Source organism: Psychroserpens luteolus (assembly GCF_021032705.1).
Classification (GTDB): Bacteria; Bacteroidota; Bacteroidia; order Flavobacteriales; family Flavobacteriaceae; genus Psychroserpens; species Psychroserpens luteolus.
This window is the reverse complement of record NZ_JAHVXI010000002.1, coordinates 385,806-411,659: the sequence shown is the minus strand read 5'-3', so window position 1 is coordinate 411,659 and position 25,854 is coordinate 385,806. Positions and strand designations below refer to the sequence as shown.

The window sequence follows — 25,854 nt, the reverse complement described above, 5'->3', positions numbered from 1 at the left end:
TGTTATGTTACGCTTAAATTCTAGCCACTAAAATCAAAATCATCGCCACCACCATTACGTCCACCATTTTGTTGTTGACGCTGTTTCTGTTGGTTAAAGCGGTAGGTAAAGGTAAGGTTAAAACTACGTTGTCTAAATTGAAATTCACCATCAGCAATAAACGTTGGTGTTGTCGATGTAAATTTTCGTTTTCTTGAGTTAAATACGTCACTCACATTCACTGCTAAAGATGCTTTGTCTTTAAGCAAATCTTTACTAAATGCTAGATCCATAGAAAATATACCTTCACGAACGGTTTGTGCGTCTTCACTTGGTCCACGATAAAAGAGTCGCGTTTGCCAATCGATACTACCTGGTAAAGTGTATTTATTATTAATTCTTGCAAACCAGCTAAAGTTCTCTGCACCAAAATCGGTGCCTTCAAAAAACCCTTCAGTAACCGATTTAAATAAATTCAGGTTTCCGTTTACATTCCATTTTTTCGATGGTCTGTAGGTTAAGGTGAATTCAAATCCGTAACGATCGTTAGTTGCCAAGTTAATTGGCGAACGTCTAATAATTGGCACTTCTGTTCCACCAACGATAGCTGTGTCACCTGTGTCCAAACTCACAAAGGTAAAGACGTCTGTAGCTCTTGTATAGTAGATCGATGAGTTGAGTGTCATCTTTCCGAAGCGATTTAAATAGCCTAAGTCTACAGTATTTGAGTAACTCGGATCTAAATCTGGATTTCCTTGAAATAGATTAGTTGCACTACTTCGCGAAGGGAAAGTATTGATAAAACGAGATCGCGGACGACGAATTCTTCTATTGTACCCTAAAGTGATACTTTGCTTCTCAGAAATCTCATACCCCAAATTTACAGTAGGGAAGAGGCCTGTATAATTTTTACGATCTAAACTTCCAGTAGTGACCTGATCAATTGTGATACGTGTACTTTCCATACGAAGCCCTAATAAATAAGAAAACTTATCTTTAATCTTGCTTCCAAATTGTGAGTATACAGCATTTACATATTGACGAAATACCAAGTTGTTGCTTTGATCGGTATCTAGCACAAACGTACCATTCTCATTAAATTCTAAGGTGTAATCGGTATCCAGCTCTTCGAAAGTTCCGCGATAACCAAATTCAAAATTACTTTGTTCACCAATGGGTCTGGTGTAATCCATTTGTAATAAGACTTCATCCTGAGTTTCAGCAGTACGCACACGTTCGGCAGCATCACCATCTTGTGCAATAAGTGATTGTTCAACCTCGCCATTATCTTCATACTGAAAATCGAAAGTCAAACGATGCTGACTGTCACCTCCAAATTGCTTATCGTAGTTAAAAGAATACTGTCTAGTAATATCGGTTTCTTCCTCTGGATCTAAACGAATGGATTCATTAATTAAATTTCTATTACTGTCAAATTCTCTAATTACATTAGAATTGTCATTGTTTTGATCACTATCGCGGTATAAAAAAGAAGCAGTGATTGAAGACGTTTCATTGACATACCATTCAACACCTACATTGGTGTTAAAACCTCTACTTTTTCTATCAAATGTTCTAAACTCATTAAAAAAGGTGTTAGGATCATCATCATTAAAGAATTCGGTTTTTGTGGTTGCATTTCCTGGAGATTCTCTATAGCGATAACCAGACGTATTAAAGAAATTAAAGTCGCCAGTTCTGTAATTGATATTTCCTGAAACACCAGCTTGTGTTGGATCTCCAGCATTAAGGGTAACTGCGCCATTAAGACCTTGAAGTTTACTACGTCTTAAAATTATGTTTAGTATTCCGGCTGTTCCTTCAGCGTCATAGCGTGCAGAAGGAGAGGTAATCACTTCTACTCGTTCAATCGATTCGGCTGGTAACTGACGCAAGGCATCAGTAGAATTTAAACCTACTAATCCAGATGGTTTTCCATTAATAAGGATTCTAACATTCTCATTACCTCGTAAAGCTACATTTCCTTCTACATCCACAGATACCGAAGGTACATTATCTAGAACATCACTTACAGTTCCGCCTCTAACCGTAAGATCGCGTCCTACGTTATATATTTTTTTATCAAGTTTTATTTCTACAGTTGTTTTTTCGGCTACGACTTCAACAGCATCTAAAGCTTCCAAATTGAGAGCCAGAGAGACGGTTCCTAAATTCATATCGGTAGATAGTGTTCGGTCTTCATACGTTTTGGTCTTGTAGGACAAGTATTCTACAGACACGTTATAGGTTCCAGAAGGGACTTCGATTTTAAAGGCACCTTTATTATCGGTTATACCACCTGTAATGATCTTGTTTTCTGTTTTACTGAAAAATGAAACTGTTGCATATTCTAAAGGCGCTTTATCGTCAGCATCAATAACAGTTCCTGAGATAGTCACTTCATTTTGTGCCAGTCCGATTATACCCATAAAAAGCATGAATCCTAATGAAAGTAATTTTAATTTCATATGATGGTTTTATCTTGTGTTAGTCTTTAGATGAACAAAATTAGAATTCCTTGCACTAGGATTTGGTTAATCTTGTGTTAAAAAAAAATGGCTTAAAACCTTCTAAAAGAGCTTAAGCCATTTGGTATAGTGCTTTAGTTTTTGTCTTTATCCTTCTTTTTTTTCTTCTTTTTCTTTTTTTTCTTCTTCTTTTCCTCTTTTTGATCCCATTTCCCTTTTAAGGCATCCATGATTTTGCCCATAACCTCTTCAGAAACCATAGCTTTTACATCTCTAAAGTGCATTTTGTCTAGACGTTCTATTTCTGTCTCTCTTTCGAATTTCTTAAGGCCAAGCTTATTGATCTTTGTGAGTTCGTCAAAATAGCTATACATGGTTTGATAGATAATCTCTTTTTGAAAATCATCTACATTAAGCGTTGCAATAAGATCGTTGATGTATGTGACTTTCTTTTCTTCGACCTTTGCTTCGTACTTCTCTTTTTCCTTTTCTTCGTTTACAACTCTTGGTGCTTGTCGTTGTTGTCTACGATTTCTGATTTGGGCATCAGAAAAGCTTACAAATAAGCTAAACACCATTAAGGTTAAAAAAATCTTTTTCATGTTAAATAATATCTAATATGATGGATGATGGTCTGCCAATTACCGCTTTCTTTCCATTGATTACGATAGGACGCTCGATCAATTTTGGATGTTTGGTCATGGCTTTGACTACTTCATCATCTGTTAGTTCTTTTGTTTTATAATCTGATTTCCAGATTGCTTCACCTTTACGTACCAAATCTATGGGTTTTATTCCAAGAAGCGAAATGATCTCTTTTAATTTTGCTTCGGAAATTGGCTCGTCAAGATACTTTATAACCTCAAAATCTTTGCCAGAATTTTCTAAAAGCGAAAATCCTTCTCTTGATTTGCTACATCTTGGGTTGTGGTATATTTTAATCATATGTTTAGAATTATAGTTCGTTAGGATTATCCTCTTTTTGTCCCATCATCATTAAATACGACTTTAGGAAAGGTTCGATGTCACCATCCATTACAGCATCTACGTTACCTGTTTCGTGACCAGAACGCACATCTTTTACCAATTTGTAAGGATGCATCACATAGTTCCTAATTTGACTTCCCCATTCAATTTTCATTTTACCTGCTTCAATATCATCGCGCTGTGCCATCTGCTTTTGCAATTCTATTTCATAGAGTTGTGATTTCAGCATTTGCATTGCTCGAGCTCTATTATCATGCTGAGAACGTGTTTCAGAACAAGAAATTTGAATACCTGTAGGCTTGTGAGTCAATTGTACTTTGGTCTCTACCTTATTAACGTTTTGGCCACCAGCTCCACTAGAGCGTGCTGTTGTAATTTCTATATCGGCAGGATTGATATCAATTTCTATGGTATCATCAACTAGAGGATATACATATACCGAAGCAAAGCTGGTATGACGTTTGGCATTACTATCAAAAGGGGAGATGCGCACCAAACGATGTACACCATTTTCACCCTTAAGCCAACCAAAAGCATAATCGCCTTCAATTTCTAAAGTCACAGTTTTGATACCAGCCACATCACCTTCTTGAAAATTGAGTTCTTTTACTTTGAATCCGCTTTTTTCGGCATACATTAAATACATACGCATAAGCATGCTTGCCCAATCACAAGATTCGGTACCACCAGCACCAGCTGTAATTTGAAGAACAGCACTTAATGAGTCACCTTCTTCAGATAGCATGTTTTTGAATTCTAATTTTTCAATAAGAAGTAATGCCTTGTCGTATCTATTTTGAACATCTTCTGCAGAGGCTTCTTCTTCCTTGAAAAATTCGTAGATCACTTCAAGATCCTCAACAAGGGTTTTAGAAGTATTGTAATCCTGTACCCAACTTTTTTTCTCTCGAAGTGATTTCATTACGATTTCGGCTTGCTTAGAATCGTTCCAGAAATTTGGATCAAATGTTTGCTCTTCTTCGTTTGAAATTTCGATCAGTTTGGCATCTATGTCAAAGGTAGTGCCTTAGTTTATCAAGGCGTGTATTTAGATCTTTAATTTGATCTGATGTAATCATGGCAAAAAGTTTTCAGCGAAATTAACATATATATTCGTTAGACAAAATAAAAATCTTAGGATGTTTATAGCTTTGTTGCTGAAGCTAAATTTAAATAATTGTATTCTAGTTTAGTAGTCATAGGAATAAAGGATACTCTTCTATAAAACAAGAACCATTTTTCTTGTCGAGTAATGTAGGGTCTAAATCCGTTTCGATGAAACCCTTTTAAACTCGGAATGTTGTTTTCATCTACGAAAACTATAACTCTATTTATACCTTTATATTGATCTTGGATCAACGTCTTGTAAACAGCATTTGACATTACACGTAACCCTCTGTAATCAGGATGTGTAAACACACCTTCAATAAGGGCTTCGTCTTCTTTCAGGCTTGGAAATAAATTACCAAAATAATTGGCAACTTGATTGTTTTGTTGGTGCTTAAATAGCCATTGTCTGTATATGGTTGTATTGTCTTTTGTGACAGCAACATAACAGTTGGGAATATTTTCCTGTACAAGTCTGGCGTGACGCATACCTTCATCAAGAGCATTAACATCTGAATCTTCAAATAATCTAATAGATAAATCAACTTTTGAATCTACAGAGTTCAAATCTTTCAAGTTGACCTCAAGGCCATAGGAATTTACTTTAGAATACAAGCGCGTTGAAATACCATCAAGGATGGGTTTGAAGTTTCCATCTTTAATGAGTATGAGGATTATTTTTAATCTGTTAACTAGGGCTTTCAGTATAACATTTATTATTATAGAGACAAACTCACATCTGCAACTATAAGTTTTTCAATAATAAGACACCATTTCTATAAGGAAGTCACAAATATTATTTGAACGAAATTACGTAGTTTTATGGGATAATTAAATATTATGAAACAAATCAAGTTTTATGTTATGCTTTTTTGTTGCGTAACATTCTCATATTCACAGGTTTTAGATAAGAAGGACTTAAAAAAGCAAACTGGCTTTTTTGATTTTCATTATGATGAATCTAAAGATAAAATATATTTAGAAGTCAAAGATCTGAATAAAGATTTTCTATATGTAAATTCACTAGCTACAGGTATTGGTTCAAATGATATTGGTTTAGATAGAGGACAATTAGGGCAAGAACGTCTAGTGAAATTTGAAAAAGCAGGTAACAAGTTGTTATTGGTTCAACCTAATTTGAGTTATCGAGCAATTACCGATAATGAACTAGAGAAGAAAAGTATTGAACAAGCATTTGCGAAGTCTGTGTTATACGGATTTAAAATTTTAGAGCATAAGGATGGTATTTATGTTATTGATTTAACACCTTTCTTGATGCTTGACGCACATGGTGTAGCCAACCGATTAAAATCTGAAGGCACTTATAAAGTAGATCTTACAAAGAGCGCATTGTCATTAGATAGAACGAAAGCCTTTCCTAAAAATGTTGAATTTGAAGCCTTACTAACATTTAAAGGGCAGCCTAAAGGTCGAAATATTAGAAGTGTGACTCCAACGTCTTCCTTAGTGAGTGTGATCCAACACCATAGTTTTATCGAATTACCTGACGATGGTTATAAGATGAGAGCATTTGATGTACGTAGTGGTGCTATTTCTATGTCATATTTAGATTATGCTACACCAATCCAGGAGCCTATAAGAAAGCGTTATATTATTCGTCATCGTTTGGAGAAAAAGAATCCCAATGCTACAATGAGTGAAGCCAAAGAACCTATCATTTATTATCTAGACCCAGGAACACCAGAACCAGTACGCTCGGCATTGTTGGAAGGTGCGCGTTGGTGGAATCAAGCCTATGAAGCTATTGGGTTTAAAGATGCATTTCAAGTAAAAATGTTGCCTGCAGATGCCGATCCTATGGATTGCCGTTATAATGTCATTCAATGGGTACATCGCTCCACTCGCGGATGGAGCTATGGGGGCAGTGTTGTTGACCCAAGAACAGGAGAAATTATAAAAGGACATGTAAGCTTAGGAAGTTTACGTATCAGGCAAGATTTTATGATAGCCCAAGCCTTGATGAATAAGCCATTTGCAGAACGTGATGATAATTACCAACCTATGCTTGAAATGGCATTGGCAAGAATTCGTCAGTTGAGTGCACATGAAGTCGGTCATACAATTGGTTTTGCACATAATTTTGCTGCGAGTACCAACGGAAGAGCTTCTGTGATGGATTATCCGCATCCAACAATTACCATAAAAAATGGAAACATTGATTTTAGTGACGCTTATGCTGTTGGTATAGGTGAGTGGGATAAAGTTACTGTGGCTTATAGTTATTCTGAATTTGATGCGAATGCTGATGAAAAACAAGCTTTGAATTCTGTTTTAGATGCAGCAAAAAATAAAGGTTTGCGTTTTATAACTGATGCCGATGCCAGAGCACAAGGAGGCGCTCATGCTTTAGCACACCTTTGGGATAATGGTAAAAGCGCTTCAGAAGAATTAGATAATGTATTGAAGGTAAGAGCCAAAGCGATATCAAATTTTTCAAAAGATAATATTCGTCAAGGAGAGCCTTACTCAGTATTAGAGGATGTATTTGTACCATTGTATTTTTTCCATCGTTATCAAACAGAAGCGGCGACAAAAGTGGTTGGTGGTTTAGATTATAACTATGCGGTAAAAGGGAATGGTCAGAGTGTAGTAGAGCCAATTGATGCAAAGACGCAACGAGACGCGCTGAAAACAATTTTTAACACAATTTCTGCTGAAGCTTTAGCGATTCCAAAGGAAAAATTAGAACTTTTTCCACCTAGGGCATTTGCCTATGGTAGAGGTCGTGAGTCCTTCTCTGGAAAAGCAGGTGTTGCCTTTGACCCTATGAGTGCAGCAGTTACTGCTAGTGATATGACCTTGAAATTATTGTTGCATCCACAGCGTGCGAATAGAATGATACAGCAGAAAAGCTTAGATGATAGTCAGTTAAGTTTTGATGAGTTATTGAAGCAGCTTTTAGATAATTCCTTCGGAAAACAACATAAAGACAACTACCTAGATGAGGTTCAACAATTAATAAATGAACGTGTTTTACTGCACTTGATGAACCTAGCGGTAAATAATCAATCGTTTTTTCAAGTTAAAGCAAAAGTAAATGAGGCGATACTTAAATTACAACTTGAACTTACTATTAATAAAAAACTTCCAAAACATTGGGCTAAGCATTCAAGCTATGTTGAGCAATATAAAATGATGATTAAAGAATTTAGAGAACATCCAGAAAAATTTAAAATAGAGAATACCCCAAAAATACCAGATGGTTCTCCAATTGGAAGCGATTATTGTAATTACAACCAAAATTAACATATGATTATAGATTTAAGAAGTGATACGGTTACCAAGCCAACCAAAGGCATGTTAGACGCCATGATGACAGCTAATGTTGGTGATGATGTCTATAAAGAAGACCCTACAGTGAATGCTCTGGAGCGTCGTTTGGCCAATATGTTTGGAAAAGATCAAGCTTTGTTTTTTCCAACAGGAAGTATGGCCAATCAAACGGCTTTAAAATTACATACCAATCCTGGTGAGCAAGTTATTTGCGATAAATACTCACATATTTACAATTATGAAGGTGGAGGCGCATCATTTAATAGTGGGATTTCTTGTAAGTTGATAGATGGAAGCAGAGGCATGTTTAATGCAGCTCAGGTTGCAGAATCTATAAATCCGCCCGACTTTTATCATAGTCCGTTAACCACTTTAGTCGAAGTTGAAAACACGACCAATAAAGGAGGAGGAGCTTGTTGGGATTTTGAAGAATTAAAACGTATCAAAGCTGTTTGTGATCATCATAACTTAGGATATCATTTAGATGGTGCACGATTATGGAATGCATTAGCAAATACTAATGAAACAGCTCAAGACTACGGACAAATATTCGATACAATTTCTGTTTGCTTAAGTAAAGGGCTTGGTTGTCCTATGGGATCTGTGCTTATTGGAAATGAAGAACTCATGCAAGGCGCAATACGAGTACGAAAAATATTAGGTGGAGGTATGCGTCAAGTAGGCTATGTTGCTGCAGCAGGTTTATATGCGCTTGATCATCATTTGGATCGACTAGGAGAGGATCATAAAAAAGCCAAAGAGATTGGAGAAGTTCTAGAAGACTTATCAATAATTAAAAAGGTAGAACCTATAGAAACCAACATTGTCATTTTTGAATTAGAATCTCATGTTGATGAAAGTGAGTTTTTAAAACAATTATCAGATCAAAAGATTCACATTATTGGAATGGGAAGTAATAAATTGCGAATGGTTACACATTTAGATTATACCAATGCAATGCATGAGCGTCTTTTAGAAATTTTGAATAATTTTTAAAACCTACTTAAACATATCCATTCCGGGAATATTTGGCATACCTTCTTTTGCAACAGCAGCAACTTCAGTTTCATGAACTGTTGTAGCACGAGCAATTGCCTTATTAATCGTAAGAATGAGATAATCTTCTAGCATGTCCTTGTCTTGGAGTAATTCATCATCTATAGCGATAGACTTAATCGTTCTATTTGCGGTAATAGTAACTTTTAACTTTTCGTCATGACTATTCATGTCAATTAGAACGCTATGTAAGCGCTCTTTAGTCGCTTCAACTTTCTTTTGGGTTTCTTTAAGTTTGCCCATCATTCCCATCATATCTCCAAACATATTGTTAAGTATTAAAATTATGAAAGGCAAAATTACTAAATTGCCACACTTTTAAAAAGAAAAAAGCAAAGCTTATTTCCGAAGCATACTATATGAAAACGACTATTGAAGCTCCTATTGCCAGAAAAATTCCGAAAGAATTAAAAAAACATAACGATATAAGAATCGATAACTATTTTTGGTTAAACCAACGTGATGACCAAAATGTATTGGATTATCTCAATGCTGAAAACGAATTTTATCAACAGGAAACGGCACATACCAAAGATTTTGAAAGATCGCTTTTTGAAGAAATGAAATCGAGAATTAAGGAAGACGATTCGTCTGTTCCTTATAAATACAATGGCTATTGGTATATTGTTCGTTATGAGAAAGGGAAGGATTACCCTATATATACTCGAAAAAAGGAAACTTTAGACGCCGAAGAAGAATTATTATTTGATGGAAATCAGATGGCAGAAGGTCATGGCTACTTTAGATTAGTTGGGTTGAGTGTGAGTCCAGACAATACAATGATCGCTTTTGGAGTTGACACTATTGGTAGGCGGCAGTATACATTACAGATTAAAAGCCTAATTACAAATGAGGTGTTTTCAGATACTATTGAAAACACAACTGGTTCTTCCACTTGGGCTAATGACAACTCGACCTTATTCTATACGAAGAAGGATGAACTAACGCTTAGGTCTAATAAAATTTACAAACACAAAATTGGAGATACTGAAGATAAGGATACACTTATCTTTACCGAAAAGGATGATACCTTTGGTGCAGCAGTATTTAAGTCGAAATCAAGAAAATATATAATTATTGCCTGTTACAGTACACTCACTAATGAGTTTCATATCTTAAATGCAAATACACCAGATGCTGACTTCACGTTATTTCAACCACGTATTCGCGGATTAGAATACAGTATTTCGCATTTTGAAGATCATTTTTATATATTGACCAATCATAATAATGCAACCAATTTTAAGCTCATGAAAACCCCTGAGCATCATACAAGATTAGAGCATTGGGTTGAGGTCATGGCGCATCGAGATAATGTACTATTGGAGGATATTGACATATTTAAGGACTATTTAGTTATAAGTGAACGTACTAATGGACTCAACCAAATTAGAATCAAGCGCTGGGATGGCCAAGACGATTATTACTTACCATTTGATAACGAAACCTATACAGCCAATACGGGAAATAATGTAGATTTTGATACTGAAACCTTACGCTATAGTTATAATTCTTTGACAAATCCGTCTTCAGTGATTGATTTCAATATGAAAACAAAGCAAAAGGATATAAAAAAAGAGCAAGCCGTTTTAGATCCTAATTTCGATAAAAACAATTATACTTCCGAGCGTATTTGGGCCACTGCTCAGGATGGCACTAAGATCCCAATGTCTATAGTGAGACGAAGAGATACAAAATTAGACGGTAATGCTCCTGTTTTGCAATATGCCTACGGAAGCTATGGGTCTACCATTGACCCTTATTTTTCTACAATTAGACTAAGCCTGTTAGATCGTGGCTTTATCTATGTTATTACTCATGTTAGAGGAGGAGAGTACTTGGGAAGACAATGGTATGAAAATGGAAAATTACTGAACAAAAAACATAGTTTTACCGATTTTATTGATTGTTCGAAGCATTTAATTGCTGAAAATTATACATCTTCTAAGCATTTGTATGCTATGGGAGGAAGCGCAGGAGGTTTATTAATGGGTGTTATTGCCAATGAGGCGCCAGAGTTCTACAATGGCATCATCGCAGCAGTCCCTTTTGTTGATGTTGTGACCACTATGCTAGATGATACTATCCCTTTAACAACAGGAGAATATGATGAATGGGGAAATCCTAACGATGAGACCTATTACAACTATATTAAAAGTTATTCTCCATATGATAATATTAAGGCACAATCGTATCCTAACCTAATGATAACGGCTGGTTTGCATGATTCTCAAGTACAATATTGGGAACCAGCAAAATGGGTTGCAAAACTCAGAACTTATAAACAAGATACCAACAAATTGTATTTAGTAACCAATATGGAAGCTGGTCATGGCGGAGCTTCTGGGCGATTTGAAGCTTTAAAGGAAGATGCTCAAGAATTTGCATTTTTACTAGACTTAGAGGGAATTACTTGCTAATTCTAAAAAAAATCTTAATTTTGCGAGGTTTTATGTTTCACATTGAATCAATAGGAAACTGATAAATAGCATTTATGAAAAAAGACATCCAAGTGTTTGATAATGTTTTACAGTTAATAGGTAAAACCCCTCTTATCAGATTAAATAAAATGGCTCAGGACTATAAAGGCGACTTCTTTGCTAAAGTTGAAGCGTTTAATCCTGGTCACTCGTCAAAAGATAGAATTGCACTTCACATCATAGAGGAGGCCGAGAGACAAGGCATCTTAAATCCAGGTGATACTATTATAGAAACAACATCAGGAAATACAGGTTTTAGTATTGCCATGGTGAGTATTATTAAAGGGTATGAGTGTATTCTAGCAGTAAGTTCCAAATCTTCTGCAGATAAAATTGACATGTTAAAGTCGATGGGAGCTCATGTGTATGTGTGTCCTGCTAATGTTAGTGCAGACGATCCGCGTTCATATTATCAAGTGGCAAAGCGTTTACATAACGAAATTAAAGGTTCTGTTTATATCAATCAGTACTTTAATAAACTAAACCTTGATGCACATTACCATACTACTGGCCCAGAAATTTGGGAGCAAACTGAAGGTCAAATCACGCATTTGGTTGCTTGTAGTGGAACAGGAGGAACAATTTCAGGAATTTCTAAATATTTAAAAGAGCAAAACCCAGATGTCAAGGTAATTGGTGTTGATGCTTATGGTTCTGTATTAAAAAAGTATCACGAAACACGTGAGTTTGATGATAAAGAGATTTACCCTTACCGAATCGAAGGTTTAGGTAAAAACTTAATTCCAACAGCGACAGATTTTGATCTTATAGATAAGTTTGTTAAAGTTACTGATGAGGAAAGTGCTCACACCGCAAGAGAAATTTCGAGAACAGAAGGTTTGTTTGTTGGTTACACTAGTGGTGCCGCGATGCAAGCTTTAAAACAACTTAATGAAGAAGGGGAGTTTAAAGTTGGAGATAAAGTTGTTGTTGTGTTTCCAGATCATGGATCACGCTATATGAGTAAAGTATATAGTGATAAATGGATGGGAGACCAAGGTTTCTTTGATAGTCAAAGAGAAGTTGCAGAGAAAATTCAGTATATAAAATAAAATAATAGTACAACGCATACAAAACTCCTATCACGTTTAATCGTGGTAGGTTTTTATGTTTAATGAGGATATAAACATTGGTTCATAAAAATATTATGCTGTGATAATATAATTACCTAATTTTGTCCCAACTAATTAAGACTAAAAACTCGCTTTAATGAAGGATTTATTTGAGAAGATATACAAAGATAAAGGACCATTAGGAAAATGGGCTTCTCAGGCTGAAGGATATTTTGTATTTCCAAAGCTGGAAGGACAGATTTCTAATAGAATGAAGTTTCAAGGGAAAGAAGTGATTACCTGGAGTATCAATGACTATCTAGGTTTAGCTAATCACCCTGAAGTTCGTAAGGTAGATGCTGAGGCTGCTGCTCAATATGGTTCTGCTTACCCAATGGGAGCGCGAATGATGTCTGGACATACAGATCTTCATGAGAAATTACAGAACGAACTTGCTGAATTTGTAAGCAAAGAAGCTGCATATTTATTGAATTTTGGTTACCAAGGAATGGTGTCTACTGTAGATGCTTTGGTATCTAAAGATGATATTATTGTCTATGATGTTGATGCACACGCTTGTATTATTGATGGTGTACGTCTTCATATGGGAAAACGCTTTACTTATAAGCATAATGATGTTGAAAGTTTAGAAAAGAACTTAGAACGTGCCACTAAAATGGCAGAACAAACAGGAGGAGGAATCTTAGTTATTTCTGAAGGTGTCTTTGGAATGAGAGGAGAACAGGGACGTTTAAAAGAAATAGTTGCTTTAAAGAAAAAATTCAATTTTAGATTATTTGTTGATGATGCTCATGGGTTTGGAACCTTAGGAAAAACAGGAGCAGGAGCAGGAGAAGAGCAAGGTGTACAGGATGATATAGATGTATACTTCGCAACATTCGCCAAATCTATGGCGAGTACAGGTGCTTTTATTGCTGCAGACCAAGAAATCATTGATTATTTAAAATATAACTTACGTTCACAAATGTTTGCAAAATCGTTGCAAATGCAGCTGGTAATTGGTGCGTTAAAACGTTTAGAAATGTTAAAGACCATGCCAGAACTTAAGCAGAATCTTTGGACAATCGTGGACGCCTTACAATCTGGATTAAAAGAGCGAGGCTTTGATATTGGTACTACACAAAGCTGTGTAACTCCAGTATATTTGAAAGGAAGTATTCCTGAAGCCATGGCTTTAGTACGAGATTTACGCGAAAACTACGGTATTTTTTGCTCTATTGTTGTGTACCCAGTAATTCCTAAAGGCTTGATTTTATTAAGAATGATACCAACAGCAACGCATACTTTAAAAGATGTAGAAGAAACCTTAGACGCTTTTGATGCCATTAGAGATCGTTTAGAAAATGGAACATACAAACGCTTATCTGCAGCTGTTATGGCAGCAATGGGTGAGTAGGAAATAGATATATTCATATAAAAAATCCGATTCAATTTTGAATCGGATTTTTTTATACAATGTCTTTCTTAAACGTACAACGACGTTTATTAGTAACAGGCTTGAAATTCTTCCATAATTTATGGATTGCTTCATTATCATCCAATTCTGGACCTCTTATGCACAACTTTATGCCCTTTTCAGAAAATGTCTTGTGAAATTCGTGGAATAAGATGGCTGTCACACCTTTATTTTGATATTCAGGTAATACACCAATTAAATAGAACGTAACGGTCTTAGCGTGCTTTTTTGCATGTAATAAATGGCGAATTCCAAATGGAAATAACTTGCCTTTCATTTTTTGAAGGGCTTTCGCATAGGATGGAGTTACAATTCCAAATCCAACGAGTTTATCATTTTTATCTAAAACGAACTTTACATATTCGGGATTTAGGAAACCAATAAATTTTTTCTTGAAATATTCACGCTGCTCATCATTAATCTCAACAAAGGACGATAACACAGCATGCGATTTGGTAAATACCTCAAACATTTCATCTGTATAAGGCATTATATCTTTATTCTTATTGAAATTTAAAGCACGAAGCTCATATCGTTTTTTTATTAATGTTTGGACTCTGGAGAAAAATTCAGGAAGAATATTTTTAAACTCCATCACATTTTCAGAATAGCGTTTAGCAACTTCATAGCCTAATTCTTCAAAATGAGATGCATAATACGGAAGATTATGCCAAGTAATCATACTACCTATTTGATCAAAGCCTTCAGTAAGAATGCCTACTTTGTCTAAATTTGAAAACCCAACAGGACCTTCAACATACTTTAAGTTTTGAGCTTTACCAATCTCATGTACTTTTTCTAATAAGGCCTTAGTAACATTAATGTCATCTATGACATCAAACCAACCAAAACGCATTTTCTTTTCATTTTTTCCTTTAATCTCGAGCCAATTAATAATAGCTGCAACACGACCAACAATGGTATCGTTTTTATAGGCCAAGAAAAAACGTGCTTCAGCATCATTAAATACTGGGTTTACGTTTTTATCAAAGGTTCTAACTTCTTCTTTTATAATAGGAGGTACCCAAGATTTAGAGTCTTTGTTTAGTTTAAAAGGAAATTTGACAAATGCCTTTAAGTCTTTTTTAGAGTGAATTTCTTTTACAGTAATCATAGAGAGCAAGGCTTAAAGACTTCCGTCATCATCAAAATCATCATTTCTTTTCTTTTTCTTGTTCTTCTTTTTAGGTTTTCTATTATCAGCATCACTTCGAGAAGTTCCGTTGTCTGTTTCTTTATCTTTATGGAAATCAAAACGGTAAGACATTCCGAAGTTCACACTAAAAACAGAAGGTGTATCCTTTGTGTTAAAGGTTAATGCAGTGTCTAATTGAAAATCTTTACTCCATAAATAAGCACCTCCAAATCGAAATAGATTATCGGCATAAAAATCACTCTGAATCCCTTGCGTTTCACCAAAAATCACCCACTGTGGACTGAATGAATGTGTTAACGTGATGATGTACTGAAAATCTGAATAGTCTGTTCCAATACGATCTTTAATAAGGTTAAGTACTAAAACCCAACCACCAGAAAAATTGTTTTGCGTTGCAATCATGATCTTAGGACTAAAACCTTCAACTCCTGGTGCAGTGTAAGGATTGTTCTTAGAATCAAAATTTGCTCCAGCGTAGACAGCAACTGCAGGAATTAATGATTTCCATTTAAATGAGCGATTAGCATGATAACTGTACAAATTTGGTTTGTCTTCTTCTGCATTTTTATAAGGATCATATACCAAATATTTTGCACCAAAGGTAAAATTCTTGAAATTTGAGCGTTTGTCTTCTACAGCTATAGTAGAACGGTTATCTGTAAAGGTGTCATTTTGATAGGTACCCTCTAAGTTTATTTCTAATTGTTCAAAAAGTAAACCGTAGCGTAATGAAAAATCTGCACCAAATCCAGATACTTCATATTGTAAAGGTGTATGTTCTTCTTTTAAAATGTAAGGACCAACTTCAATTTGAGCTACATTTGTTCCTACAGAAAACGCACTTCGAGAAACGCCTGGTCTGTTAGAATTAATTACTTCGGTGTATTGAGAAAATGTTAACTGGGTGATTAACAAAGTTGTAAATAAAAGCGCTTTTTTAGCAAGGTTCATAGGCTATCGATTTAAGTCAAATATAGAGATTTTATATTTTTTTTAAGTATTTATAACTGTTTTTCAATACAGATAATTGTATTTTTGAATAAATTTAATTTAATGTTACAAGAAGCATCATTATATGGTTTTGTAAGAACCATTCTTATTATACTTTTGGTGTACTACGGAATAAAAATCCTAACGCGCTTATTTGCACCTTATATGGTACGATATATGTCGAAAAAAATGCAAGAGAAATTTGAAGGCCAATTTCAGCAGCATCAACAAAAACAGCAGCATAAAGAAGGCGAAACAGTTATTGATAAAATACCAAACGATAAAGCAACTTCAAATAAAAAAGTAGGAGAGTACATAGATTACGAAGAAATTGACTAATTTTCGAGTCTATTGAAAGTCAATCATTCTATGCAATTTTCATTTAAAAATTTTTTACCACACCTATTAGTTCTTGTTGGTTTTGTGGTTATTTCATTAGCCTATTTTAGTCCTGTTTTACAAGGCAAACAAATCAAGCAAAGTGATATCATGCATTATATTGGTATGGCTCAGCAACAAAAAGATTTTAAAGCTGCTACAGGTGAAGAAACCTACTGGACCAATAGTGCATTTGGAGGAATGCCAACCTATCAATTGGGCGCCAGATATCCACATAATTATGTTAAAAAACTAGATTCAGTTTTGCGATTTCTGCCACGACCTGCAGATTATCTATTTATCTATTTTTTAGGGTTTTACATCTTGTTATTGGTATTGAAGGTTGACTTTAAACTTGCGGCTTTGGGAGCTTTAGCATTTGGCTTTTCCACTTACCTCATTATTATACTTGGTGTTGGACATAATAGTAAAGCACATGCCATAGCTTATATGCCTTTAGTACTAGCTGGAATTGTACTCACGTTCAGGCAAAAGTACATTTTTGGCTTTTTGCTCACGGCTATAGCTTTAGCTTTAGAAATTGGCGCAAATCATTTTCAAATGACCTATTATTTGATGCTATTGGTACTCGTTTTAGGTGTTTGTTATCTCATTGATGCCTATAAAAAACAAATGTTACCACATTTCTTTAAGTCAGTAGGAATGATGGTAGTAGCCCTTGTATTAGCCATAGGTCTTAATGCAACTAATATTCTAGCAACACAAGAATACGTTAAAGAAAGTACACGAGGAAAGAGTGAACTTACCATTAATCCAGATGGTTCACCTAAGGAAGCAAATTCAGGACTTAGTAGAGAGTACATCACTCAATATAGCTATGGAAAAATGGAAACCTTCAACCTCTATGTTCCTAGGTTATATGGTGGTGGAAATAGGGAGGATGTAGGTAAGGATTCTGAAATTTATAAGTTTTTTAGAAACCTTGGAGCAACACCAGCTCAAGCTAGGCAAGAATCTGAAAATGCACCAACATATTGGGGAGATCAACCTATAGTTGAAGCACCTGCCTATGTTGGAGCAGTAGTGATTTTCTTATTTGTTTTTGCGTTGTTTTTAGTGAGAGGTCGTCTTAAATGGTGGCTTGTTGGTGGTACAATTTTATCGCTATTATTGTCTTACGGAAAGAATCTTGGATTTTTAACCGACTTCTTTATCGATTATGTGCCTTTATACAATAAGTTTAGAGCTGTTAGTTCCATTCAAGTCATATTGGAGCTATGTATTCCTGTATTGGCAATTTTTGGTTTGGCACGCTTGTTTAATGATTTTGACAAGGACGAACGTAAACTTAAAGCGCTCAAGATTTCAGTAGCAATTGCTGGCGGATTGGCTTTGTTATTTTTAGTATTTAAAGGATCTTTTGACTTTGCAGGTAGTAATGATGGTTACTATAGACAGCTTTATGGCGATTACGGTGAAGGTTATATCGACGCTTTGCGAGATGATCGAAGAGGCTTTTTTACCCAAGATATATTGAGAACACTCATTTTGGTGCTGTTATCTGCTGGAACGATCTTTATGTTCCTAAAAAAGAAACTATCAGAAACGCTAGTTGTTATCATTTTTGCAGGATTAATTTTATTTGATCTTGTTGGAGTTGATCGTCGTTATGTGAATACAGAGAACTTTATTTCTGCAGTTAAAGTGAATAAACCATATCAAGCCAATGCTGCAGATAAGGAAATTATGCAGGATAAAGGGCATTTTAGAGTATTGGATGTGTCTAGTGAAGGTCAGAGCTTACCAGCTCGAGCCGCTTATTTCCATAATTCTTTAAGTGGTTATCACGCTGCTAAGTTGAAACGATTTGACGAACTCTTTGATTTTCATATTGCAAGAAATAATATGAACGTGCTTAATATGCTTAACACGAAATATATTATTGCCGAAGAAGAAGGGCAAATATTCCCTTTTGTGAACGAAGATGCTAATGGTAATGCATGGTTCATCTCAGAATTAGAGAAAATACAAACTGCAAATGAAGAAATAAAAGCACTTGATAGTTTACAAACAGCTATAAAAGCTGTCACTACTGTATCTAATTTGTCTTCACAGCGTTTTGTTGTAGATTCTTTAGCCCACATTACGTTAACCAAGCATCAACCAAATTATTTAGAGTATAAATCGACCAATAAAAATAATGGATTTGCAATCTTTTCTGAAATGTACTATGGTAGTGGCTGGCAAGCTACAATTGATGGAAACGAAGTCCCAATACAGCGCGTAAATTATGCTTTACGCGGACTTGAAGTGCCAGCAGGAGAGCATAAGATTATTTTTAAATTTGAACCTCAAGTAGTGCAGACTGGAAGCATGATCTCATTGGGAAGTTCTATTGTGTTTGGCTTGTTATTGGTTGGCGGATTCTGGTTTGGATTGAGGCAGCGCAAAGATTAATTTTTAGTCATAAAATTTAATCGAATGAAAAAGCAAATCCTTATCATCACATATTATTGGCCACCAGCAGGAGGACCAGGTGTACAGCGATGGTTGAAATTTGTCAAGTATTTACCAGGGTTTGATATCGAACCTATTGTATATTGCCCAGAAAACCCAAGCTATCCTATGGTAGATGAGAGTTTATTGCATGAAGTTTCGGCAGATCTACGAGTAATAAAGCAGCCTATTAATGAACCCTATCGTTTTGCAAAAATGCTTTCTAAAAAAGGTGTCAAGCAGATAAGTTCAGGAGTGATTCCAAAACAAAAAAAACAATCTTTTATTCAGAAACTGTTATTGTATGTACGTGGTAACTTCTTTATTCCTGATGCTCGTAAAAATTGGGTAAAACCTTCGGTTAAATTTCTTGCAGAATATATTAAAACTCATCATATTGATACGATTGTAACTACTGGTCCGCCACATAGTTTACACTTGATAGGATTTCAGTTAAAAAAACAATTGAATGTAAAATGGTTGGCCGATTTTAGAGATCCGTGGACATCTATTGGATATCATAAAGAGTTGAAACTTACGAAACGTTCACAAGAAAAGCACAAACAGCTAGAAGTCTCTGTCCTTAATTTTGCAGATGAAATTATAGTTACCAGTGCTAATACAAAACGAGAATTTGAGTCTCAAACAGACACTCCGATATCTGTCATTACAAATGGTTATGATAGGCATCATATTCAACGGCCGCCAAAAGACGAAAAGTTCACTTTATCACATATAGGATCTTTGCTCTCAGAGCGCAATCCAACACACTTATGGGAAGCTATTAGTGAGCTTATTCAAGAGCATGACGATTTCCGAAGTGCGTTTCAGTTAAAACTTATTGGTGTTGTAAGCGAAGATGTATTGCAAACGATGAAAAACTACGGATTAGAAGGGTACATCAATAATTTAGGCTATGTAACGCATGAGGAAGCGTTGAGACAACAAATGGCGTCACGAGTATTATTATTGGTAGAAATTGATTCAGAAGATACTAAAGTGATCATTCCTGGAAAATTATTTGAATATATGGCGTCTGGTACTCCTATTATTGCTGTTGGCCCAACGGACTCTGATGTTGAGGCTATCTTAAAGGCCACAAATACAGGTTATTATTTCTACTACGACAAAAAGGAACGCATGAAATCTCAAATTTTATCGTATTTTGATGCATATAAATCCGATTCATTAGTCGTAAGTGCTATAGGATTGGAGCAGTATAGTAGAAAGTCGCTAACCAAACTTTTGTCTGAGATTATCTAATGGGAATTGTTATAAATCAATCCTTTAAAAACACTATAACGACGTATTTAGGTTTCGGTATTGGAGCCATAAATGCACTTTTTCTGTACACCAATTTTATTACAGATGAGTATTATGGATTAGTTGCCTATGTTCTTTCGGCAGCAAACATCATGATGCCACTTATGGCTTTTGGTGCTCATAACACTATCGTTAAGTTTTACTCCACATTTAAAACTAAAAATTCGCTTAATAGTTTTCTTACTCTCATGCTGCTTTTGCCTTTGGTTTTATCTATTCCAGTAGCTATTGTAGGATATTTGGCTTATGATGCAATCGCAGATATTCTGTCTCAAAAAAATGAGATTGTGCGTAGTTATCTCTGGTATATTTTTATTACAGCGATATCGATGTCTTACTTTGAAGTGTTCTATGCATGGATGAAAGTTCAAATGCAAACGGTATTTGGAAATTTTATGAAGGAGATATTTCATCGTGTTGGAGCCATGACGCTTTTGTTTTTGGTGTATTTCAATGTGATTACTATAGATCAATTTTTAATGGGAATTGTTGGTGTATACGTATTAAGAGCATTTATCATGATGTTATATGCGTTTACAAAGCGCTTACCAGTATTTCGATTTAACAAAATCGACAAATTGAGTTCTATTTTAAAGTATTCGTCACTTATTATTATCGCTGGTTCAATAGCAACGCTTATTTTAGACTTGGATAAAGTGATGCTTAATAACTTTATAGAGCCCATTTCAGTAGTTGCGCATTATAGCGTTGCAGTTTTTATTGCTACAGTAATTGCTGTGCCACAACGTGCTATGCATCAAATTTTATTGCCTTTAACTGCGAAGTTCTTAAATGAAAACAATAAGACAGAGCTCAAAGATTTGTATCAGCGTAGTTCGTTAACGCTCTATGTGATTAGCGGATTTATTTTTTTGCTGATTGTTTTAAACATTAATGAACTTTATGACATAATTCCACCCGAATTTAGCGGAGGTTTAATTGTCGTGTTTTTAATTAGTGTCGCTAAATTGTATGATAATCTTTTAGGGAATAATAATGCCATTTTGTTTAACAGTGACTATTATCGTATTGTATTGTTGTTTGGTGTTATTTTGGCTGTACTTGCCATTGTATTAAACTTAATTCTAATACCGCTTTATGGTATAAACGGTTCGGCTTTAGCTACGTTTATAGCTATTGTTGTTTATAATACCATAAAGGTTTATTTTGTAAATCAAAAATTTGGTATGCTTCCTTTTACTTCGGAAACTTTAAAGATTTCGATAGTATTATTATTTATTGTATTAGGGTTTTACTTTTGGGATTTCCCTTTTAATCCTTTTGTAAATATTGCCCTGAAATCTATAATAATAGCAATTGTATATGGGATTTTAATTTTAAAGCTTAATGTTTCCGAAGATATTTCTACAATGATGATGAAGTATTTAAGATTAAAAAAATAATGCGCTTATTTTTTGTTTCTTATCAGTTCGAGAACTAAAGTGTTCTCTTTTATGGTGTTAATTTTATAATGCTGTGTTAGAGCTGTGTGTCTTGGATACAGCGTTAGAATATGGTTGACTTCATCTAAAACCCAGTCTGATTTTTTTCCTTTCTTAGAAAGCTCATTTCCACACCATCTTTTAGGTTTTCTATTTTTAGGATATGCATAGTTTAGATTTCATAATTGAATTCTTTTAATTTTTTTAAACGAGAAAATCCCATAAGGTGCTTTGAGGCATACGGCTTATGGGACATTCTACTAACCAACCAAAAAATTTATATTGTTACGATCGTGATCTTCCTCTTGATGTTCTTGAACTTCTACTTTTAGAAGAACTTCTAGAACTTGATGTTCTTACCGAAGACTGTTTTCTACTTCTAGACTGCTTTACAGTTGAAGAAGATTTGTTGCTTCGTTTGTTACTAGATATACGAGTATTAGGTGTGTTTGGTTTTCTAACATTCGTATTTTTTCTAACGCTTCTAGTTGTCGTTTTATTATTAGACACAGACCTAGGTGATTTGGTCACATTTCTAGTTCCTGAATTTGATCTAGGATTAGTTGTTCTTATTCTAGTATCTCTTTTCGTCTTTGTATTTGCTCTACTATTATCTCTAACAGTTCTTGTATTAGCTCTTGTGCCTCTTGTTCCAGAGTTTACTCTATTATCATCTCTTGTGATTCTAGAATTTGATCTCGTCGTTCCTCTATTTCCTCTTGTGCTAGAAGTACCAGATGATACGTTTCTAGTTCCACGTCTAGTTGTACTTGATACATTTCTATCACCACCACGTCTTGTTGTAGTAGCTTCTTGTCTGTAGCGTTCGTTTGCTCTACGACCTGTAGTTGCAACAGTACCTCTTCGACTACCAACTCTTACAGTTTGTCTTACATTGTTTCTATAAGGTCTATAATATGTATGTCTAACTGGCGTATAAAATTGTCTGTAAGGTCTTGCATATACAACACAGTAGTTTACAGGTGGAATTACATAATATGAATGCCATGGTCTGAACACATATGCTCTATTATAAACATTGATAAACCCAGTACAGTGTGTGAATGTTCTATATCTGTTATAATGAACGTATAATCCTCCTAAACGAGCAACACGACCATAACTATTATAGTTTATATTAATGTTTCCTATTTGAGTAACACGTCCATAGTAATCGTAGTAGATAGGAGTGTTCTCAATTTGAATAATAGCACCATAATCGTCATATTGAACATAAGGATTATAGTCATAACCACTATTGAAACTAATTGAAACATTTCTAGTATTAATGCCTACATTAACGTTTGGTCCATAATTTTGCATATAGAAATCAAATTGACCATCAGGAAAAATAGAAAACTCTATTCCACCTTCTACAAATATGAAAGAATTACCATAACCTCTAACATAGTTGTATGACGTGTTTGACTCTACTGTGTTGGTGGTTGTTGCATTAACTGTTGTTCCTACTAGGAGCAATACTGCAAAAAATGATAAAATGCGTTTACTCGTCATTTTCATTTTTCTTTCGAATTTGTTAATCTTTGATTTCATAATTGTAAGTGTTTTTTGATTACAAACTTTATAAAACAATTAGCGTGCCAAAAAATGTTAATAGATTTAAGTGTTTGTTTTCGAGTTGTTTAAAAAACAGGTAAATCTACCTATATGTATGAGAAGGAGGAAGTTTATTTTAGTATAGTTAATTTAAATTGATAGATATGATTGCAATCAAGGATTCTGAAGTGCGAAATGATCGTGTAAAATTACCATTTCAATTTGATGCTAATAAAATGCTTAAAGAATATTTAGCATTACAAGCTTCTGATTTTGAATATTATAATGTCATTCAATTAAGAGCGCCATCCCACATCGTAGATCCATCATTACCAATACCACCTCCTGCAAAAGATTATGCTGATGGTTCTTGGACAGAATGGTCAGATGCAAAGGAATTAAATAGCTCACCATATCTCAAAGAGATTATCAATTCATTTAAAGAAATTACTACAGTAACTTTGGTTAGGTTACTAAGATTAGCACCAAAATCGGAAGTTAAGGAACACACAGATCCAACATTAGGATTGGAGGTAGAGCGGTCGGTAATTCGATTAACCATACCCATTATAAAAAATAAAGGAGTTACATTTTATTTAAATGGTACACCTGTTGATATGGAACCAGGAGAATGCTGGTATCTAAAACTAACTGATGCGCATCGTGTTGTGAATTCTGGAGATACAGAACGCGTGAATTTGACCATTGATATGATTCCTAATGAGAATTTACGCTTACTCATTGAGAACGGTCTCTAAATTCTTAAACAGAATTCCTAAAACAATACAATAATTACGTAGTACTACGTATTGACTCTATCAATAAAAAAAATGATATTGTGGCAAAATAAAATATTTGCATGTCCATATGGAAAAAAAAAGTGAAGATTTTCAACCAAGCGTTAACGTAGCTAAAGAGTTTAAAGAAATTTCATGGGATTTTGGTAACCCATTAGAGATTTTTAGAGAGGCTATACATAACTCTTATGATTGGGGAGCAACTGAAGTTAAAATTGACGTTGGTGCTGAAGAGATAGATGGAGAAAAAAAATTAGTCATTGAAATAACTGATGATGGTCAAGGGATGAACCTTAACCAAATTAGACAAAACTTCTGGGATTTAGGAAATTCTGCATCAATTGATGAAGCTAATAACATTGGCGAAAAAGGTCATGGAACGAAAATTTATTTGAGGTCAGAAAAAGTAGAGGTAACAACATATTGTGAAGACAAATGTTATATAGCTTCATGTTTAAACCCATTTAAGGCGTTAAATAATGGCGAAGTTCATACAGTACGATTAAAACACCTACCAAATACTAATGGTTATAAAGGCACTAAAATTAGAATTGTTGGATACAATTTAAATGAAAAAAAAGCTTTTACTTTTGATCAAATAAAAGATTACTTAAAATGGTTTACTATAGTTGGTACTGTTAAAAATGAATTTATAGAACTTAAAGACGAGAGGTTAAAGAATTTTCAGGTATTTTTAAAATCGTTTAATGAAGAAAATTTTAAAAGCATTTCTATAGGACATTCTTTTCCCGAAGAGACTAAAGATATTAATAGTCTTTATGACGAATATGGCAATGATGCATATGGAATGTACGTAAGGAAATTTCAATTAAGTGGAGAATTAGAAGAAAGTCCCGATGTGCATTACGACATAGTCATTTATATTGAGGGACAAAAGGCAAAGGAGTCTATAAATCCGTTATTGAAAAGACGAGGTGTAAGGGCAAAAGTTGGTTCGTATCGATCACAAGACAGATACGGTATTTATTTATGTAAAGATTTTATACCTATTGAAAGAAAAAATGAATGGGTAAGTGGTTTTGGAGGGGGATCTAATGCTGTTTTATTACTTCATGGTTTTATTAATTGCCAAGATTTAAAATTAACGGCGAATAGAGGGACTGTTGCAAATACTAATCCTAAAATTTTAAGACAGTTACAAGGAGTTGTGAAAAATTTTATTGATGAAATAGATGTTATAATGTATGAAGAAGGGCTTTATGAGCTCAATAAAATAATAAAATTTGAAAAAACCAAGAATATGGAAATTGCCGAATATAGAAGGAGGCAAGAAAAAATTAGACAAAAGAAGATATTAAAGATCGATGGGAGAACCTATTTTGAGCCAGATAATGAAGCTGAATTATTCGGGTTTTTCATGTCTCTTTATTCTCAAAAACCCGAGTGGTTCCCATTTGAACCTATCGATTATAATACATCAACAGGAATAGACATGTTGGCGTATTCTAAGGACGGAGGAGTTTCAGTTTTTGATTCGGAATTCTATTATGTAGAACTAAAACATATTCTTCGAAAAAGTTTTAATCATACATTTAATAATATTAGATGGTTATTATGTTGGAATAAAGATGAAAATATAAGAAACAACTCTGTTATTCACTCCACAGCCGAAGATTCTAACCGTAATTTTCAAATTCATAATGAAGCTAATGGTGAAAAAAAATACTTTTTGGACACACCTTCTACACATATAAAAATTGAAGTAATTATTCTTGAGGAAATTTTAAAAAGTAATGGTTTTGTTTTCGAACATCAATAGACGCAAGTTTGTATAATTTAAAAATCCCGAAGGCTTGGGGAAGCACATCGGGATTCTATATATGTTCACTTATA

The 25,854-nt window shown here is 34.5% G+C and carries 20 protein-coding genes; 11 read left to right on the top strand and 9 right to left on the bottom strand.

The annotated features are described in order from the left end of the window. Positions 1 to 20: 20 nt before the first annotated feature. From KWG70_RS07500 to KWG70_RS07480, 5 genes are all read right to left on the bottom strand, one after another. The gene (locus KWG70_RS07500) at positions 21 to 2,447 is read right to left on the bottom strand and encodes a TonB-dependent receptor domain-containing protein (protein WP_230935380.1); all 2,427 of its coding nucleotides are present in this window, start codon (positions 2,445 to 2,447) and stop codon (positions 21 to 23) included. 134 nt (positions 2,448 to 2,581) lie between these two features. Then, a complete protein-coding gene (locus tag KWG70_RS07495; RefSeq protein WP_230935379.1) occupies positions 2,582 to 3,049 on the bottom strand; it encodes a hypothetical protein in 468 nt (155 codons plus the stop codon). A 1-nt stretch (position 3,050) separates the two neighbouring features. Then, entirely contained in the window at positions 3,051 to 3,392 is a 342-nt protein-coding gene (gene arsC / locus KWG70_RS07490; protein ID WP_230935378.1) for an arsenate reductase (glutaredoxin), read from the bottom strand. Positions 3,393 to 3,402: 10 nt separating this feature from the next. Further along, a protein-coding gene (prfB, locus tag KWG70_RS07485; RefSeq protein WP_230935377.1) for a peptide chain release factor 2 occupies positions 3,403 to 4,513 on the bottom strand; the annotation gives its coding sequence in 2 pieces (ribosomal slippage) (positions 3,403 to 4,449 and positions 4,451 to 4,513; 1,110 coding nt in all). A gap of 64 nt (positions 4,514 to 4,577) precedes the next feature. Beyond that, complete coding sequence (locus KWG70_RS07480) at positions 4,578 to 5,108, bottom strand: GNAT family N-acetyltransferase (protein WP_230935376.1); 531 nt, start codon at positions 5,106 to 5,108, stop codon at positions 4,578 to 4,580. Positions 5,109 to 5,381: 273 nt separating this feature from the next. Between KWG70_RS07480 and KWG70_RS07475 the strand changes: the two genes are divergently transcribed. Then, on the top strand, positions 5,382 to 7,808 hold the full coding sequence (locus KWG70_RS07475) for a zinc-dependent metalloprotease (protein ID WP_230935375.1): 2,427 nt from the start codon (positions 5,382 to 5,384) through the stop codon (positions 7,806 to 7,808). Positions 7,809 to 7,811: 3 nt separating this feature from the next. Beyond that, positions 7,812 to 8,831 carry a threonine aldolase family protein gene (locus KWG70_RS07470; protein ID WP_230935374.1) on the top strand — a complete coding sequence of 340 codons (1,020 nt, stop codon included), beginning with the start codon at positions 7,812 to 7,814 and terminating at the stop codon, positions 8,829 to 8,831. A 3-nt stretch (positions 8,832 to 8,834) separates the two neighbouring features. Here KWG70_RS07470 and KWG70_RS07465 read toward each other — a convergent pair whose 3' ends face one another. Then, positions 8,835 to 9,158: a YbaB/EbfC family nucleoid-associated protein gene (locus KWG70_RS07465; RefSeq protein ID WP_230935373.1), complete on the bottom strand. Its 324-nt coding sequence runs from the start codon at positions 9,156 to 9,158 to the stop codon at positions 8,835 to 8,837. Between the two features lie 92 nt (positions 9,159 to 9,250). Between KWG70_RS07465 and KWG70_RS07460 the strand changes: the two genes are divergently transcribed. The 3 genes from KWG70_RS07460 (at position 9,251) to KWG70_RS07450 (ending at position 13,840) form a co-directional block, all read left to right on the top strand. Then, on the top strand, positions 9,251 to 11,311 hold the full coding sequence (locus KWG70_RS07460; RefSeq protein WP_230935372.1) for a S9 family peptidase: 2,061 nt from the start codon (positions 9,251 to 9,253) through the stop codon (positions 11,309 to 11,311). A gap of 74 nt (positions 11,312 to 11,385) precedes the next feature. Next, positions 11,386 to 12,423 carry a PLP-dependent cysteine synthase family protein gene (locus KWG70_RS07455; RefSeq protein ID WP_230935371.1) on the top strand — a complete coding sequence of 346 codons (1,038 nt, stop codon included), beginning with the start codon at positions 11,386 to 11,388 and terminating at the stop codon, positions 12,421 to 12,423. Positions 12,424 to 12,580: 157 nt separating this feature from the next. Then, the gene (locus KWG70_RS07450; RefSeq protein ID WP_230935370.1) at positions 12,581 to 13,840 is read left to right on the top strand and encodes an aminotransferase class I/II-fold pyridoxal phosphate-dependent enzyme; all 1,260 of its coding nucleotides are present in this window, start codon (positions 12,581 to 12,583) and stop codon (positions 13,838 to 13,840) included. A 52-nt stretch (positions 13,841 to 13,892) separates the two neighbouring features. Here the strand turns inward: KWG70_RS07450 and KWG70_RS07445 are convergent, their stop codons facing one another. Both KWG70_RS07445 and KWG70_RS07440 read right to left on the bottom strand, forming a co-directional pair. Beyond that, positions 13,893 to 15,014, bottom strand: a complete 1,122-nt coding sequence (locus tag KWG70_RS07445; protein WP_230935369.1) for a GNAT family N-acetyltransferase — start codon at positions 15,012 to 15,014, stop codon at positions 13,893 to 13,895. Between the two features lie 12 nt (positions 15,015 to 15,026). Next, complete coding sequence (locus KWG70_RS07440; protein WP_230935368.1) at positions 15,027 to 16,007, bottom strand: transporter; 981 nt, start codon at positions 16,005 to 16,007, stop codon at positions 15,027 to 15,029. A 102-nt stretch (positions 16,008 to 16,109) separates the two neighbouring features. Between KWG70_RS07440 and KWG70_RS07435 the strand changes: the two genes are divergently transcribed. From KWG70_RS07435 to KWG70_RS07420, 4 genes are read left to right on the top strand one after another with little or no spacing between them, the layout of a single operon-like run. Next, on the top strand, positions 16,110 to 16,385 hold the full coding sequence (locus KWG70_RS07435) for a DUF4834 family protein (RefSeq protein ID WP_230935367.1): 276 nt from the start codon (positions 16,110 to 16,112) through the stop codon (positions 16,383 to 16,385). A 30-nt stretch (positions 16,386 to 16,415) separates the two neighbouring features. Next, positions 16,416 to 18,842 carry a YfhO family protein gene (locus tag KWG70_RS07430; RefSeq protein ID WP_230935366.1) on the top strand — a complete coding sequence of 809 codons (2,427 nt, stop codon included), beginning with the start codon at positions 16,416 to 16,418 and terminating at the stop codon, positions 18,840 to 18,842. A gap of 24 nt (positions 18,843 to 18,866) precedes the next feature. Next, positions 18,867 to 20,144: a glycosyltransferase family 4 protein gene (locus KWG70_RS07425; RefSeq protein ID WP_230935365.1), complete on the top strand. Its 1,278-nt coding sequence runs from the start codon at positions 18,867 to 18,869 to the stop codon at positions 20,142 to 20,144. Beyond that, on the top strand, positions 20,144 to 21,607 hold the full coding sequence (locus tag KWG70_RS07420; RefSeq protein ID WP_230935364.1) for an oligosaccharide flippase family protein: 1,464 nt from the start codon (positions 20,144 to 20,146) through the stop codon (positions 21,605 to 21,607). The genes KWG70_RS07425 and KWG70_RS07420 overlap by 1 nt, the downstream gene beginning before the upstream one ends. Before the next feature lie 324 nt (positions 21,608 to 21,931). On the opposite strand, the gene KWG70_RS07415 is transcribed toward KWG70_RS07420, so the two are convergent. Then, complete coding sequence (locus KWG70_RS07415; protein WP_230935363.1) at positions 21,932 to 23,200, bottom strand: hypothetical protein; 1,269 nt, start codon at positions 23,198 to 23,200, stop codon at positions 21,932 to 21,934. A 167-nt stretch (positions 23,201 to 23,367) separates the two neighbouring features. On the opposite strand from KWG70_RS07415, the gene KWG70_RS07410 reads away from it, so the two are divergent. Then, positions 23,368 to 23,961, top strand: coding sequence for an aspartyl/asparaginyl beta-hydroxylase domain-containing protein (locus KWG70_RS07410; RefSeq protein ID WP_230935362.1), 594 nt, complete (start codon positions 23,368 to 23,370; stop codon positions 23,959 to 23,961). A gap of 109 nt (positions 23,962 to 24,070) precedes the next feature. Next, complete coding sequence (locus KWG70_RS07405) at positions 24,071 to 25,780, top strand: ATP-binding protein (protein ID WP_230935361.1); 1,710 nt, start codon at positions 24,071 to 24,073, stop codon at positions 25,778 to 25,780. Positions 25,781 to 25,854: the final 74 nt, after the last annotated feature.